At 59.5% G+C, this 14,686-nt stretch carries 13 protein-coding genes; 7 read left to right on the plus strand and 6 right to left on the minus strand.

The features are described from left to right. Positions 1-4: 4 nt before the first annotated feature. Complete coding sequence (locus HBR93_RS05540) at positions 5-439, plus strand: YkgJ family cysteine cluster protein (protein WP_032862271.1); 435 nt, start codon at positions 5-7, stop codon at positions 437-439. Positions 440-636: 197 nt separating this feature from the next. Here the strand turns inward: HBR93_RS05540 and typA are convergent, their stop codons facing one another. Further along, a complete protein-coding gene (gene typA, locus HBR93_RS05545; RefSeq protein ID WP_053140412.1) occupies positions 637-2,457 on the minus strand; it encodes a translational GTPase TypA in 1,821 nt (606 codons plus the stop codon). 139 nt (positions 2,458-2,596) lie between these two features. Continuing rightward, on the minus strand, positions 2,597-4,051 hold the full coding sequence (gene thiI / locus HBR93_RS05550; protein WP_169959944.1) for a tRNA uracil 4-sulfurtransferase ThiI: 1,455 nt from the start codon (positions 4,049-4,051) through the stop codon (positions 2,597-2,599). Between the two features lie 333 nt (positions 4,052-4,384). Between thiI and glnA the strand changes: the two genes are divergently transcribed. From glnA to ntrC, 3 genes are all read left to right on the plus strand, one after another. Next, complete coding sequence (gene glnA / locus HBR93_RS05555) at positions 4,385-5,791, plus strand: glutamate--ammonia ligase (RefSeq protein WP_057958042.1); 1,407 nt, start codon at positions 4,385-4,387, stop codon at positions 5,789-5,791. 463 nt (positions 5,792-6,254) lie between these two features. Beyond that, complete coding sequence (gene glnL, locus HBR93_RS05560; protein ID WP_057437145.1) at positions 6,255-7,340, plus strand: nitrogen regulation protein NR(II); 1,086 nt, start codon at positions 6,255-6,257, stop codon at positions 7,338-7,340. After that, positions 7,337-8,773 (plus strand): nitrogen regulation protein NR(I), encoded by a 1,437-nt coding sequence (gene ntrC / locus HBR93_RS05565; RefSeq protein ID WP_169959945.1) that lies wholly within the window; start codon positions 7,337-7,339, stop codon positions 8,771-8,773. Before glnL ends, ntrC begins: the two co-directional genes overlap by 4 nt. Before the next feature lie 427 nt (positions 8,774-9,200). Here the strand turns inward: ntrC and HBR93_RS05570 are convergent, their stop codons facing one another. Next, positions 9,201-9,641, minus strand: coding sequence for a hypothetical protein (locus HBR93_RS05570; protein WP_057437143.1), 441 nt, complete (start codon positions 9,639-9,641; stop codon positions 9,201-9,203). Here HBR93_RS05570 and HBR93_RS05575 point away from each other — a divergent pair. Beyond that, entirely contained in the window at positions 9,640-10,095 is a 456-nt protein-coding gene (locus tag HBR93_RS05575) for a tRNA (cytidine(34)-2'-O)-methyltransferase (protein ID WP_057437141.1), read from the plus strand. The two genes, HBR93_RS05570 and HBR93_RS05575, sit on opposite strands and share 2 nt — an antisense overlap. 157 nt (positions 10,096-10,252) lie before the next feature. On the opposite strand, the gene secB is transcribed toward HBR93_RS05575, so the two are convergent. The 3 genes from secB to HBR93_RS05590 are packed head-to-tail and all read right to left on the minus strand — an operon-like array spanning position 10,253 to position 11,452. After that, the gene (gene secB, locus HBR93_RS05580) at positions 10,253-10,738 is read right to left on the minus strand and encodes a protein-export chaperone SecB (protein ID WP_057437139.1); all 486 of its coding nucleotides are present in this window, start codon (positions 10,736-10,738) and stop codon (positions 10,253-10,255) included. 44 nt (positions 10,739-10,782) lie between these two features. Further along, a complete protein-coding gene (grxC, locus tag HBR93_RS05585) occupies positions 10,783-11,037 on the minus strand; it encodes a glutaredoxin 3 (RefSeq protein WP_115127178.1) in 255 nt (84 codons plus the stop codon). A gap of 1 nt (position 11,038) precedes the next feature. Continuing rightward, entirely contained in the window at positions 11,039-11,452 is a 414-nt protein-coding gene (locus HBR93_RS05590) for a rhodanese-like domain-containing protein (protein ID WP_029295907.1), read from the minus strand. Between the two features lie 151 nt (positions 11,453-11,603). Between HBR93_RS05590 and gpmI the strand changes: the two genes are divergently transcribed. Further along, entirely contained in the window at positions 11,604-13,130 is a 1,527-nt protein-coding gene (gene gpmI, locus HBR93_RS05595; protein ID WP_057958038.1) for a 2,3-bisphosphoglycerate-independent phosphoglycerate mutase, read from the plus strand. Between the two features lie 258 nt (positions 13,131-13,388). Beyond that, complete coding sequence (locus tag HBR93_RS05600) at positions 13,389-14,675, plus strand: murein hydrolase activator EnvC (protein ID WP_169959946.1); 1,287 nt, start codon at positions 13,389-13,391, stop codon at positions 14,673-14,675. The last annotated feature ends 11 nt before the right edge of the window (positions 14,676-14,686 follow it).

Raw genomic sequence — 14,686 nt, forward strand, 5'->3', positions numbered from 1 at the left:
CCTGATGAAGCCTCAACTGATCGCCGCCGCGGAACTCGACCGTCTCGAAACGTGGCAGAAATACTCCAGCCACATGTGCGGCGGCTGCACATCCAACTGCTGCACCCTGCCGGTTGAGGTGAAGATCAAGGATTTGATCCGCATTGGTATCGTCGACGAGTTCGAGCGTGGCGACCCGCCGAAGAACATCGCCAAGCGCTTGCAGAAGGAAGGCATCGTCGAGCGGTTCAACTCCAAGTCCGAGATCTTTACCCTGCAGCGCATGAGCAACAACGATTGCCTGTACCTGGATCGTAAGACGCGCTTCTGCACTATTTATGACAAGCGCCCGGATACCTGCCGCAATCACCCGAAAATCGGGCCACGGCCGGGGTATTGCGCGTACAAGCCCAAGGAAGTGGTGCGCGAGACCAAGTTGCGTACGCTCGACAAGTTCTAACCGATGATCGTTCCCACGCTCCGCGTGGGAATGCCTCCTGGGGCGCTCTGCGCCCCGCTGCCAAGGGCAAACGCAGAGCGTCCAGGGCTGCATTACCACGCGGAGCGTGGGAACGATCACACCACACAATCTGCAGGCATAAAAAAACGCCCCCGGCCTTTCGACCGGGGGCGTTTTTTTTCAGCTGGAACTAAGTATCAGTTCTTGGCCTTTTTGGCAGCGCGGGTACGCTCGCCTTCGTCCAGGATCTTCTTACGAAGACGGATGGACTTCGGCGTTACTTCGCACAGCTCGTCGTCCTGGATGAATTCCAGAGCCTGTTCCAGGGTGAAGCGAACAGGTGGAACCAGGGCGATGGTTTCGTCTTTACCCGAAGCACGCATGTTGTCGAGCTTCTTGCCTTTGGTTGGGTTGACGCCCATGTCGTTGTCACGGCTGTTCAGACCAACGATCTGGCCGTTGTAGATCTCTTGACCGTGTTCAACAAACAGCTTGCCACGCGCCTGGAGGGTTTCCAGGGAGTAGGTCAGCGCCTTGCCGGTTTCTACCGATACCAGAACACCGTTCTGACGGCCGGACATGTCGCCGGACTTCATGGTGTCGTAACGATCGAAGATCGAGGTCAGGATGCCAGCACCGTTGGTCAGGGTCAGGAACTGGTTACGGAAACCGATCAGACCACGAGCAGGGATGTTGTATTCCAGACGCACACGGCCTTTGCCATCCGGCACCATGTTGGTCAGGTCGCCCTTACGCAGGCCCATCTCTTCCATGACCTTGCCCTGGGATTCTTCAGGGGTGTCGATGGTGACGTTCTCGAACGGTTCCTGCTTCACGCCGTCAACGGTACGGATGATCACTTCAGGACGACCAACGCCCATTTCGAAGCCTTCGCGACGCATGGTTTCGATCAGTACCGAGAGGTGCAGCTCACCACGGCCGGAAACCTTGAACTTGTCAGCCGAGTCGCCTTCTTCAACGCGCAGTGCAACGTTGTACAGCAGCTCTTTGTCCAGACGTTCCTTGATGTTACGGGAAGTCACGAACTTGCCTTCTTTACCGCAGAAAGGCGAGTCGTTTACCTGGAAGGTCATGGAAACGGTTGGCTCGTCAACGGTCAGAGGCTTCATCGCCTCGACAGTGTCCGGCTGGCACAGGGTGTCGGAGATGAACAGCGAGTCCATACCGCTTACGCACACGATGTCGCCGGCGAAAGCTTCTTCAACGTCGATACGGTGCAGACCGTGGTGACCCATCAGCTTCAGGATACGACCGTTACGCTTCTTGCCGTCGGCGCCGATAGCCACAACCGGGGTGTTCGGCTTGACGCTACCACGAGCGATACGGCCAACGCCGATAACACCCAGGAAGCTGTTGTAGTCCAGTGCCGAGATTTGCATCTGGAACGGGCCTTCACGGTCAACCTTCGGAGGTGGAACGTGGTCAACGATCGCCTGGTACAGCGGGGTCATGTCTTCCGCCATGGCGGTGTGTTCCAGACCGGCAATACCGTTCAGGGCAGAGGCGTAGATCACTTGGAAATCAAGTTGTTCTTCGGTAGCACCCAGGTTGTCGAACAGGTCGAAGATCTGGTCCAGAACCCAGTCCGGACGCGCGCCTGGACGGTCAACCTTGTTGATGCACACGATCGGACGCAGGCCGGCTTCGAAAGCCTTTTTGGTCACGAAACGGGTTTGCGGCATAGGGCCGTCTTGGGCATCAACCAGCAGCAGAACGGAGTCAACCATCGACATTACGCGTTCTACTTCGCCGCCGAAGTCGGCGTGGCCCGGGGTGTCCACGATGTTGATGTGGTAGCCGTTCCAGTTGATAGCGGTGTTTTTTGCCAGGATGGTAATACCGCGCTCTTTTTCCTGGTCGTTGGAGTCCATCACGCGCTCGTCGTTGAGCTCGTTGCGCTCCAGGGTGCCGGATTGACGCAGGAGTTTGTCTACCAGGGTGGTTTTACCATGGTCAACGTGGGCAATGATGGCGATGTTACGTAGATTTTCGATCACTTGTGTATCTCGATCAGAGGATTCGGTGTGCTGACAGGTCGTGGCAGCGATTAACAGTAGAGTCAGGCCTTGCCGTTACAGCTTGACGGCAGAGTCGGGGGGCCGGTGACGCAGGCCACAGGCAAACAGCCCCGGGCTCTTAGCTCGGTCGATAAACGCGCACATTGGCATATCCCTCACTGAGCAAATGGTGGGCATGCAGGCGACTCATCACGCCTTTGTCGCAATACAGCAGGTACTGACGGCTGTTATCCAGTTCCTTGAAACGCGCGTTCAGTGCATAGAACGGCAGCGTTTGCACGTCGATGCCAGCGATTTCCAGTGGCTCATCTTCAGCGGCATCCGGGTGACGGATGTCGATGACGATCTGGCCGGCCAGGGCTTCGCTGACTTCTTCGATCTGCACATCCTGGCCCAATTCATCGATTACCCGATCAATCGGCACCAGTTTGGCGTTCTCGAGCGCTCGCTCCAGAATCGCCATGTCGAATTCTTTCTCTTCATGCTCCACGCGGTAGCGCTTGGCATGGGTCTTGGGGTTCACCGAGATGACCCCGCAGTACTCTGGCATGTGCTTGGCGAAATCAGCGGTGCCGATTTCGTTGGCCAGGTCGATGATGTCTTGCTTGTGGCTGGCGATCAGCGGGCGCAATACCAGCTTCTCGGTCACACAGTCGATCACAGACAGGTTCGGCAGGGTCTGGCTGGAGACCTGGGAAATCGCCTCGCCGGTAACCAGCGCTTCGATTTGCAGGCGGTCGGCGATTTTCGACGCTGCGCGCAACATCATACGCTTCAATACGACGCCCATATGACCGTTATCGACTTTTCCGAGAATTTCTCCCAGGACTTCCTCGAACGGTACGCTGACAAACAGCACGCGCTGGGAGCTGCCGTACTTCTTCCAGATATAGTGCGCGACTTCCATCACGCCCAATTCGTGTGCACGCCCGCCCAGGTTAAAGAAGCAGAAGTGGCTCATCAGGCCGCGGCGCATGATCTGGTAGGCCGCCACGGTGGAGTCGAAACCGCCGGACATCAGTACCAGGGTCTGCTCCAGCGCGCCCAGCGGGTAGCCGCCGATGCTGTTGTGCTGGCTGTGGATCACAAACAACCGTTGGTCGCGAATTTCGATGCGCACTTCGATTTGCGGCTCTTTAAGCGAAATTCCAGCGGCGCCGCACTCGCGACGCAGCTTGCTGCCGACGTATTTCTCGACATCCATGGAGCTGAACGGGTGCTTGCCGGCACGCTTGCAACGCACTGAAAAAATCTTGCCTTCAAGGCTGTTGCCGAAGTGCAGTTTGCATTTTTCAGTGATGTCGTCGAAATCGCCCAGTGGGTACTCGTCGACCTGCAGGAAGTGCGCGATGCCCGGCATGCAGCTCAGGCGCTCGGTCATGTCTTTCAAGGCTTTGGCGTCAGTAATGCGGGTTTCCAGCTCGAGATTGTCCCACACACCGTTCACCACCACAGCCGGGTCCAGGTCACGGAGCACGGCGCGGATATTCTTGGCCAATTGACGGATGAAACGCATCCGTACCGGTCGGCTCTTGATGGTGATTTCGGGGAAGACTTTAACGATTAATTTCATGGAAACAGCGCGCGCAGGGCCAGCCGAAAAAGGGGGGCGCGGATTATAGCGGAAATCGCTCAAGGTTTGACCAGTTAATATACAAACGGCACACCATGCACCAAACAGGTGCATTTACGGGCAATTGCGCTACATTGCAGTGCGCAATTTTTGCCGTTTTTTCGATTTGCACCTTTATAGGGGCGATTTTGAGGCAAAAAACCCATGTCGGGGCACTGGCATGCAATTTGCTCTCTTGTGAGGCAGGTTGCCATGGCGGACTATCCGCGCCGGCATCACCCACATTCTAAGGGCTACTCCACTACCCAAGCCCGAAGCCACCCGGAGGACACTATGTCGAAGTCGGTTCAACTCATCAAAGATCATGACGTTAAATGGATTGATCTGCGCTTCACGGACACCAAAGGCACTCAGCACCACGTGACCATGCCGGCTCGCGATGCGCTGGATGACGCCTTCTTCGAAGAAGGCAAAATGTTCGACGGCTCCTCCATTGCTGGCTGGAAAGGCATCGAAGCCTCCGACATGATCCTGATGCCGGACGACTCCACCGCCGTACTCGATCCGTTCACCGAAGAGCCGACCCTGATCATCGTCTGCGATGTGATCGAGCCTTCGACCATGCAAGGCTACGACCGCGACCCACGTGCGATCGCCAAGCGTGCCGAGGAATACCTGAAGTCCACCGGTATCGGTGACACCGTATTCGTGGGCCCGGAACCAGAGTTCTTCATCTTCGACCAAGTGAAGTTCAAGTCCGACATCTCCGGCTCGATGTTCAAGATCTACTCCGAACAAGGCTCGTGGATGTCCGACCAGGACGTGGAAGGCGGCAACCATGGCCACCGTCCAGGTATCAAAGGTGGTTACTTCCCAGTTCCGCCGTTCGACCACGACCACGAAATCCGTACCTCCATGTGCAACGCCATGGAAGACATGGGCCTGGTCATCGAAGTGCACCACCACGAAGTGGCCACTGCCGGCCAGAACGAAATCGGTGTGAAGTTCAACACCCTGGTGGCCAAGGCTGACGAAGTCCAGACCCTGAAGTACTGCGTACACAACACTGCCGTTGCCTACGGCCGTACCGCTACCTTCATGCCTAAGCCACTGTACGGCGATAACGGTTCGGGTATGCACGTTCACCTGTCCATCGCCAAAGATGGCAAGAACACCTTCGCTGGCGAAGGTTATGCCGGCCTGTCCGACACTGCCCTGTACTTCATCGGCGGTATCATCAAGCACGGTAAGGCCCTGAACGGCTTCACCAACCCGTCGACCAACTCCTACAAGCGTCTGGTCCCAGGTTTCGAAGCACCGGTAATGCTGGCCTACTCGGCTCGCAACCGTTCCGCGTCGATCCGTATTCCTTACGTGTCCAGCCCTCGCGCTCGCCGTATCGAAGCACGCTTCCCGGATCCAGCAGCCAACCCGTACCTGGGCTTTGCTGCACTGCTGATGGCTGGCCTGGACGGCATCCAGAACAAGATCCACCCAGGCGACGCCGCCGACAAGAACTTGTACGACCTGCCGCCTGAAGAGGCCAAAGAGATCCCACAAGTGTGCGGCAGCCTGAAAGAAGCCCTGGAAGAGCTGGACAAGGGCCGTGCGTTCCTGACCAAAGGCGGCGTGTTCAGCGACGACTTTATCGACGCCTACATCGCCCTGAAAAGCGAAGAAGAAATCAAGGTCCGCACCTTCGTACACCCACTGGAATACGAGCTGTACTACAGCTGCTGATCCGGTAGCGCTGCTTAACGTGGCGTGACAAAAAAGACCTCCTTCGGGAGGTCTTTTTTTTGCCTGAAACAATGACTATCCACCTTTGCAAACCCCATCAGAACTGTGGGAGCTGGCTTGCCTGCGATAGCGGTGTATCTGTCACATCACGACTGACTGAACCACCGCTATCGCAGGCAAGCCAGCTCCTACAGTTTGACTGGGGTTTTTCAGGAAATATTTGATCGCTGAACAGAATGTGGGAATTCGCACTATATTGGTGCGATAGGTTGCACCCTGGCCCACCCATCAACCCATTTTGGGTCGAAATCTCCCGAGAGAGCTGGCCGAGCGCCATAGTTTCGCGCCTAAAGCCCCCATTTCAGGGCTTTTACGCTTCTTTTCGGAGCCTTGGTTTGGTTTTTGCATTTTCCTGGTATCAGCGTGTGCCTCAAGCCCACGCCTTGCTCCAAAAGAGGTCCTAATGACCATCAGCGACGCACTGCACCGCTTGCTACTCGACAACCTGACCACCGCGACCATTCTGCTCAATGACGAACTGCGCCTTGAGTACATGAACCCCGCGGCGGAGATGCTCCTGGCCATCAGCGGTCAGCGCAGCCATGGGCAATTTATCAGCGAGCTGTTCACCGAGTCCGCCGAGGCCTTGAGTTCCTTGCGCCAGGCCGTGGAGCAGGCCCACCCGTTTACCAAGCGTGAAGCGATGCTCACGGCCCTCACCGGCCAGACCCTGACCGTCGACTACGCCGTAACGCCGATCCTGAGCCACGGCGCCACCTTGCTGCTGCTGGAAGTGCATCCCCGGGATCGCCTGCTGCGCATCACCAAGGAAGAAGCCCAGCTGTCCAAGCAGGAAACCAGCAAGATGCTGGTGCGCGGCCTGGCCCATGAGATCAAGAACCCGTTGGGCGGGATTCGCGGCGCCGCACAGTTGCTGGCCCGCGAGCTGCCGGATGAGAACCTCAAGGACTACACCAACGTCATCATCGAAGAAGCCGACCGCCTGCGTAATCTGGTGGACCGCATGCTCGGCTCCAACAAGCTGCCGTCGCTGGCGATGACCAATATCCATGAGGTGCTGGAGCGCGTCTGCCAGTTGGTGGAGGCCGAAAGCCAGGGCTGCATCACCCTGGTGCGCGACTATGACCCGAGCATTCCCGATGTCCTGATCGACCGCGAGCAGATGATCCAGGCGGTGCTCAATATCGTGCGCAACGCCATGCAAGCCATCAGCAGCCAGAACGAGCTGCGCCTGGGGCGCATCAGCCTGCGCACCCGCGCCTTGCGCCAGTTCACCATCGGCCATGTGCGCCATCGCCTGGTAACCAAGGTCGAGATCATCGACAACGGCCCGGGTATCCCGGCCGAACTGCAGGAAACCATTTTCTTCCCAATGGTCAGCGGCCGCCCGGACGGTACCGGGCTGGGCCTGGCCATTACCCAGAACATCATCAGCCAGCACCAGGGCCTGATCGAATGTGAAAGCCATCCCGGCCACACGACCTTTTCGATCTTTCTGCCACTGGAACAAGGAGCCCCATCGACATGAGCCGTAGTGAAACTGTCTGGATCGTCGATGACGACCGTTCCATCCGCTGGGTCCTGGAGAAAGCCTTGCAACAGGAAGGCATGACCACCCAGAGCTTTGACAGCGCCGATGGAGTGATGAGCCGCCTGGCACGCCAGCAGCCCGACGTGATCATCTCCGATATCCGCATGCCCGGCGCCAGTGGCCTGGACTTGCTGGCGCGGATTCGCGAGCAGCACCCGCGCTTGCCGGTGATCATCATGACCGCGCACTCGGATCTGGACAGCGCTGTCGCGTCCTACCAGGGCGGCGCCTTCGAGTACCTGCCCAAGCCGTTCGACGTCGATGAGGCGGTGGCGCTGGTCAAGCGCGCCAACCAGCACGCCCAGGAACAGCAAGGCCAGGCCGTGGTACCGACCCTGACCCGCACCCCCGAGATCATCGGTGAAGCACCGGCGATGCAGGAAGTGTTTCGCGCCATCGGGCGCCTGAGCCACTCCAACATCACCGTGTTGATCAACGGTGAGTCCGGGACCGGTAAAGAGCTGGTGGCCCATGCCCTGCACCGTCACAGCCCGCGGGCGGCCTCGCCGTTTATCGCGCTGAACATGGCGGCGATCCCCAAGGACTTGATGGAGTCCGAGCTGTTCGGCCACGAAAAAGGCGCGTTTACCGGCGCGGCCAACCTGCGTCGCGGGCGTTTTGAACAGGCGGACGGCGGCACGCTGTTCCTCGATGAAATCGGCGACATGCCGGCCGACACCCAGACCCGGCTGTTGCGGGTACTGGCCGACGGTGAGTTCTATCGTGTCGGCGGCCATACGCCGGTCAAGGTCGACGTGCGCATCATCGCCGCGACCCACCAGAACCTGGAAACCCTGGTGCACGCCGGCAAGTTTCGCGAGGACTTGTTCCACCGCCTGAACGTGATCCGCATCCATATCCCACGCATGTCGGACCGCCGCGAAGATATCCCGACCCTGGCCCGCCACTTCCTCAGCCGCGCCGCCCAGGAGCTGGCGGTGGAGCCCAAGCTGCTGAAGACGGAGACCGAGGAATACCTGAAGAACCTGCCATGGCCGGGCAACGTGCGCCAACTGGAGAACACTTGCCGCTGGATCACGGTGATGGCGTCCGGGCGCGAAGTGCATATCAGCGACCTGCCACCGGAGCTGTTGAGCCTGCCGCAAGATTCAGCACCGGTGACCAACTGGGAACAGGCCCTGCGCCAATGGGCCGACCAGGCCCTGGCCCGTGGCCAGTCAAACCTGCTGGACAGCGCCGTGCCGACCTTTGAGCGGATCATGATCGAAACCGCCCTCAAGCACACCGCAGGCCGGCGTCGTGATGCCGCAGTGCTGCTGGGCTGGGGCCGCAATACCTTGACCCGCAAGATCAAGGAATTGGGGATGAAGGTCGATGGTGGGGATGATGATGAGGGCGAAGAGGGCTGAGTACAGCCCTCCAGCACATGGATGACCTAATGTGGATGAGGGCTTATGTGGGAGCTGGCTTGCCTGCGATTGCATCACCTCGGTATCTCTAAAAGGCCGAGGTGCCCGCATCGCAGGCAAGCCTGCTCCCACATTTGTGTGGTGTGCACCGCTTCAACGCACCATGAACCGCTATCGCGCACAAAACCCAGGCTACTTTTAAATAAATCCTGAGCCCCGAAAACACCAAAGCCCCGTAATCCGGGGCTTTGCGCTTTATAAAAGAAAACTCTCAGACAATCTCGCCACTCTGGCACGCCCCCTGCAATAACCCTGGTACTACCCAGTTTCGGGGACCTTGGTACAGGCAGGCCGAGAATCCCCTCTTTAATTCGAGCTTCAAACCGTTTTGGGAGCCCTGGTACAGGCAGGCCGGGAACTCCCTCTTTTATTGCTCCAGGAGATGGATCTCCAGTCGCCAGCGGTCATCGACCGCCTTGCCCGACCATTCCCCGCGCAGCGGCCGCGCCGCCACCAGGTTCAACAGCAAGCCAGCATCGGTCTTGCGCACGCGCCAGTTCACATCCTTCTCATTGACCTTCAATTGCCCCGCCTGGGCCTGGCCCTGGGCGTCGAACAGCAGCGCCACGGTGCCGTCGATATGCTCGCCATGCAGCTTCGGCTCGCTGTTGAACCACACCACCAGGCCATCTGCGGCGGGCTCGACCTGCAGCAAGGCAGTCGGGTCCGGGGTGGTCAGGCGACCGATCATCAAACCCACCATCAGGCCGACAATCGCCAGCGAGCCCAGGACGCGAGGCAATAGCTTCGGCCTGGGGTCGTCTTCAGGGGTAGAATGCGCTGCATCTTTATCTTCGGAGCCGTGCATGTTTCACGTCATCCTTTTCCAACCAGAAATTCCGCCGAATACCGGCAACGTTATCAGGCTGTGCGCCAACAGTGGCTGCCACCTGCATTTGATCGAGCCGCTGGGCTTCGAGATGGACGACAAGCGCCTGCGCCGCGCGGGCCTGGACTATCACGAGTACGCCACCCTGCAGCGCCACGCCGACCTCGCCAGTTGCCTGGAGAGCCTGGGCCAGCCGCGCCTGTTTGCGTTCACCACCAAGGGCTCGCGGCCGTTTCATGATGCCAGCTTTGCCGAAGGGGACGCCTTCCTGTTCGGCCCAGAGAGCCGTGGCCTGCCGGCAGACGTACTCGACGCCCTGCCCGACGGCCAGCGCCTGCGCCTGCCGATGCGCGAAGGCTGCCGCAGCCTGAACCTGTCCAACACCGTGGCCGTCGCCGTCTACGAAGGCTGGCGCCAGCTCGGGTTCAAATAACCCCCAAAACCAAATGTGGGAGCGGGCGTGTGTGGGAGCCGGGCTTGCCCGCGATGCAGGCACCTCGGTGTGTCAGTGACACAGAGGTGATGCTATCGCTGGCAAGCCAGCTCCCACACACGCCCGCTCCCACATTTAGAGCAGCGTCGGGTTCAGCTTACTGAACCGTCGGTGCGCCTTCCTGTTGCATGCGCTGCAGCTCTTGCGCATACAGGGCATCGAAGTTCACCGGGGCCAGCATCAGGGCCGGGAACGAGCCACGGGTGACCAGGCTGTCCAGGGTCTCGCGGGCATACGGGAACAGGATGTTCGGGCAGAACGCGCCCAGGGTGTGGCTCATGGACGCATCGTCCAGGCCCTGGATCAGGAAGATACCGGCCTGCTGGACTTCAGCGATGAATGCCACTTCTTCACCGTTCTTCACGGTGACCGACAGGGTCAGTACCACTTCGTGGAAGTCGCCTTCGAGCTGCTTCTGACGGGTGTTCAGGTCCAGGCCGACGCTTGGGGTCCATTCCTGACGGAAGATCGCCGGGCTTTTCGGCGCTTCGAACGACAGGTCACGCACGTAGATACGCTGCAGGGAAAATTGTGGGCCTTGAGCCTCTTCTGCTGCCGCTTCGATGTTCGGTTGGTCAGTCATCTCGCAGATCCTTCTTGATCTTGGGGTCTTTTAGGTTTTTGGAGTCAGACGTGAAGCAGCGCGTCGAGTTTACCGGCGCGCTCCAGGGCGAACAGGTCGTCGCATCCACCGATATGCTGGGTACCGATCCAGATTTGCGGCACAGAGGTGCGCCCCGCCTTCTGGGCCATCTCGGCACGCACCGCAGGCTTGCCATCGACCTTGATCTCTTCGAAGGCAACCTTTTTGCTCTGGAGCAACTGCTTGGCTCGCATGCAATAGGGGCAATAATCGCTGGAATAAACGACAACCTGGCTCATATCACTTCACCAACGGCAGGTTATCGGCGCGCCAGCTGGAGATACCACCCGACAGCTTGGCGGCGGTGAAGCCGCTTTTCATCATTTCGCGGGCATGCCCACCGGAGTGCTGGCCTTGGGCGTCGACCAGGATAATGGTCTTGGCCTTGTGCTTTTCCAGCTCGGCGATGCGGGCGATCAGCTTGTCCTGGGGGATATTCAGCGCGCCGACGATATGACCGGCGGCAAAGTCCTTGGCCGGGCGGATGTCGACGACAACGGCCTGGTCCTTGTTGACCAGCGCGGTCAGCTCGGCGGTGCTGAGGCTACGGCCGCCACGGCTCACTTCATGAGCAATCAGCAGCGCCAGCAGTACGACGAAGGCACCGACCAGCAGATAGTGAGAGGTAGCAAATGCAATCAGGTGATCAACCATCAAGGAGGTTCCAGGGCGTTAAAATGGCGGTAAGTATACACAGCCGCCATGGGGGGCCAACCCCCGTAAAGCGGTGACGGCATCGGAACTTCGCTTTAAACTGCCACTCCCTTTTCAATCGCCTTCCTTTAATAACGCCGCGAGAGGATCTATGACTACCACGCCTAAACCTTTGGTCCTGATGATTCTCGATGGCTTCGGTCACAGTGAAAACCCCCACGACAACGCCGTATTCGCGGCGAACAAGCCGGTACTGGACCGCCTGTGCGCCAGCGTACCCAATGGCCTGATCTCCGGATCGGGCATGGACGTCGGCCTGCCGGACGGCCAGATGGGCAACTCCGAAGTCGGCCATATGAACCTGGGCGCCGGACGAGTGGTATATCAGGACTTCACCCGTGTGACCAAAGCCATCCGCGATGGCGAGTTCTTCGAGAACCCGACCATCTGCGCCGCGGTGGATAAAGCCGTTGCCGCCGGCAAGGCCGTGCACTTCATGGGCCTGCTGTCCGACGGTGGCGTACACAGCCACCAGGATCATCTGGTGGCCATGGCCGAACTGGCCTTTAAGCGCGGTGCCGAGAAGATCTACCTGCACGCCTTCCTCGATGGCCGCGATACCCCGCCCAAAAGCGCGCAATCGTCCATCGAACTGCTGGACGCGACCTTCGCCGCCCTCGGCAAGGGCCGTATCGCCAGCCTGGTCGGCCGCTACTTCGCCATGGACCGCGACAACCGCTGGGACCGCGTGTCCCAGGCCTACAACCTGATCGTCGACGGCAACGCCGAATTCAACGCTGCCACCGCCCAGCAAGGCCTGGAAGCCGCCTACGCCCGTGGCGAGAGCGATGAGTTCGTCAAGGCCACCACCATCGGCGAGCCGGTGAAGGTCGAAGATGGCGACGCCGTGGTGTTCATGAACTTCCGCGCCGACCGTGCCCGCGAGTTGAGCCATGTGTTCGTCGATGAGGGTTTCAAAGACTTCGAGCGCGCGCGCCGCCCGCAGGTCGAATTCGTGATGCTCACCCAATACGCCGCCAACATCCCGGCCCCGTCGGCCTTCGCCCCGGGCAGCCTGGAAAACGTGCTGGGTGATTACCTGGCGAAGAACGGCAAGACCCAGCTGCGCATCGCTGAGACCGAGAAATACGCCCACGTCACGTTCTTTTTCTCCGGTGGCCGCGAAGAACCGTTCCCCGGCGAAGAGCGCATCCTGATCCCGTCGCCGAAAGTCGCTACCTACGACCTGCAGCCGGAAATGAGCGCACCGCAAGTTACCGATAAAATTGTCGACGCCATCGAACACCAGCGTTATGACGTGATCGTGGTCAACTACGCCAACGGCGACATGGTCGGCCACAGCGGCAACCTGCAAGCAGCAATCAAGGCCGTGGAATGCCTGGACCTGTGCGTAGGCCGGATCGTCGAGGCCCTGGAGAAGGTCGGCGGCGAAGCGCTGATCACCGCTGACCACGGCAACTGCGAGCAGATGTCCGACGAATCCACTGGCCAGGCCCACACAGCCCACACCACCGAGCCAGTGCCATTCATTTATGTCGGCAAACGCGACTTCAAGGTGCGCGAAGGCGGCGTGCTGGCGGACGTGGCACCGACCATGCTCATGCTGATGGGCCTGGAGAAACCTGCCGAGATGACCGGCACCTCGATTCTGGTCTGATTTTAAAACCCACCACCAAACAATGTGGGAGCGGGCTTGCCCGCGATAGCGACGGATCGGTCGACATTGCTATGGCCGACACAGCGCAATCGCGGGCAAGCCCGCTCCCACATGGGTAAGTGGCGTTTTTGAAGGTGGCTTTTAGCCACACCCCCGCCACTCGGCACCTAACTTGCCCGCCAGCCTGAATTGGGCGTTTTTTTTGCAGCGTGGGGCGGGCATACTAGGCCGTCCCTTTCCCTGGTGTCGCCCGCCTCTATGCTTCGCGCCTTGATTACCCTTGCTCTTGTCTGCGTGCTCCAACCGGCCTTGGCCGACGAACGTGCGCAAACCCAACAACAGTTGGACGCTACGCGTCAGGACATTACCGAGCTGAAAAAGCTGCTCGGCAAGCTCCAGGAAGAAAAATCCGGGGTGCAGAAAGACCTGCGCGGCACGGAAACCGAAATGGGCAAGCTGGAGAAGCAGGTCCAGGAGCTGCAAAAAGAATTAAAGAAGAGCGAGTCGGAACTGGAGCGACTCGACGGTGAGAAAAAAAAACTCCAGAGCGCGCGCGTTGAACAGCAACGCCTGATCGCGATCCAGGCCCGTGCCGCCTACCAGAACGGCCGCCAGGAATACCTCAAGCTGCTGCTCAACCAGCAGAACCCGGAAAAATTCGCCCGCACCCTGACCTACTACGATTACCTGAGCACCGCGCGCCTGGAGCAACTCAAGAGTTTCAACGAGACCCTGCGCCAGTTGGCCAACGTCGAGCAGGAAATCGCTGACCAGCAAAGCCAACTGCTGGCCCAGAAGAGCAGCCTGGACACCCAGCGCGACGAACTGGACAAAGTGCGCAAGGAGCGCCAGCAGGCCCTGGCCAAGCTCAACAACGACGTAAAAGCCCGTGATGCCAAGTTGCAGGCGCGTCAGCAGGACCAGGCCGACCTGGCCAAAGTACTCAAAACCATCGAGGAAACCCTGGCACGCCAGGCCCGCGAGGCCGAAGAAGCGCGGCAGAAAGCGCTGATCGCCCAGCAGGAAGCAGAAAAAAAGCGCCAGCGTGAAGCCGAGGCGCTCGCCAGCGACGCCCCGCGTAAACCGGCGCGTGCAGCACCTGGCCCGCTGGTTTCCAGTGCGGGCGAATCGTTTGGCGGGCCTTTTGCTACTGCCCGAGGCAAACTTCCATGGCCAGTTGATGGTCGACTACTGGCACGCTTTGGTGAAACCCGTGGCGATGACACCCGTACCAAGTGGGATGGCGTGATGATCAGCGCCTCTGCGGGCAGCCAGGTGCACGCCGTCCACGGCGGGCGCGTGGTGTTCGCCGATTGGCTGCGCGGCGCCGGGTTGCTGGTGATTCTTGACCACGGCAATGGCTATTTGAGCCTGTACGGCCACAATCAGACGTTACTCAAGGCCGCAGGTGATGTTGTAAAAGCCGGTGAATCCATCTCCACTGTCGGTAACAGTGGTGGCCAGGACACCCCGGCGCTGTACTTTGCTATTCGTCAGCAGGGCCGCCCGAGCGACCCTGCACAATGGTGTCGCGCCCAAGGATAGGCCGCACCTAC

The organism is Pseudomonas sp. WS 5411, from assembly GCF_012985595.1.
In the GTDB taxonomy this organism is placed as follows: Bacteria; Pseudomonadota; Gammaproteobacteria; order Pseudomonadales; family Pseudomonadaceae; genus Aquipseudomonas; species Aquipseudomonas shahriarae.

What these genes read in the sequence shown, in the direction of transcription:
- HBR93_RS05540 (WP_032862271.1), top strand. Translation starts at nt 5, where the DNA reads ATGAAGCCTCAACTGATCGCCGCCGCGGAACTCGACCGTCTCGAAACG.
- thiI (WP_169959944.1), bottom strand. Translation starts at nt 4,051, where the DNA reads ATGAAATTAATCGTTAAAGTCTTCCCCGAAATCACCATCAAGAGCCGA.
- glnA (WP_057958042.1), top strand. Translation starts at nt 4,385, where the DNA reads ATGTCGAAGTCGGTTCAACTCATCAAAGATCATGACGTTAAATGGATT.
- glnL (WP_057437145.1), top strand. Translation starts at nt 6,255, where the DNA reads ATGACCATCAGCGACGCACTGCACCGCTTGCTACTCGACAACCTGACC.
- ntrC (WP_169959945.1), top strand. Translation starts at nt 7,337, where the DNA reads ATGAGCCGTAGTGAAACTGTCTGGATCGTCGATGACGACCGTTCCATC.
- HBR93_RS05575 (WP_057437141.1), top strand. Translation starts at nt 9,640, where the DNA reads ATGTTTCACGTCATCCTTTTCCAACCAGAAATTCCGCCGAATACCGGC.
- HBR93_RS05570 (WP_057437143.1), bottom strand. Translation starts at nt 9,641, where the DNA reads ATGCACGGCTCCGAAGATAAAGATGCAGCGCATTCTACCCCTGAAGAC.
- secB (WP_057437139.1), bottom strand. Translation starts at nt 10,738, where the DNA reads ATGACTGACCAACCGAACATCGAAGCGGCAGCAGAAGAGGCTCAAGGC.
- grxC (WP_115127178.1), bottom strand. Translation starts at nt 11,037, where the DNA reads ATGAGCCAGGTTGTCGTTTATTCCAGCGATTATTGCCCCTATTGCATG.
- HBR93_RS05590 (WP_029295907.1), bottom strand. Translation starts at nt 11,452, where the DNA reads ATGGTTGATCACCTGATTGCATTTGCTACCTCTCACTATCTGCTGGTC.
- gpmI (WP_057958038.1), top strand. Translation starts at nt 11,604, where the DNA reads ATGACTACCACGCCTAAACCTTTGGTCCTGATGATTCTCGATGGCTTC.
- HBR93_RS05600 (WP_169959946.1), top strand. Translation starts at nt 13,389, where the DNA reads ATGCTTCGCGCCTTGATTACCCTTGCTCTTGTCTGCGTGCTCCAACCG.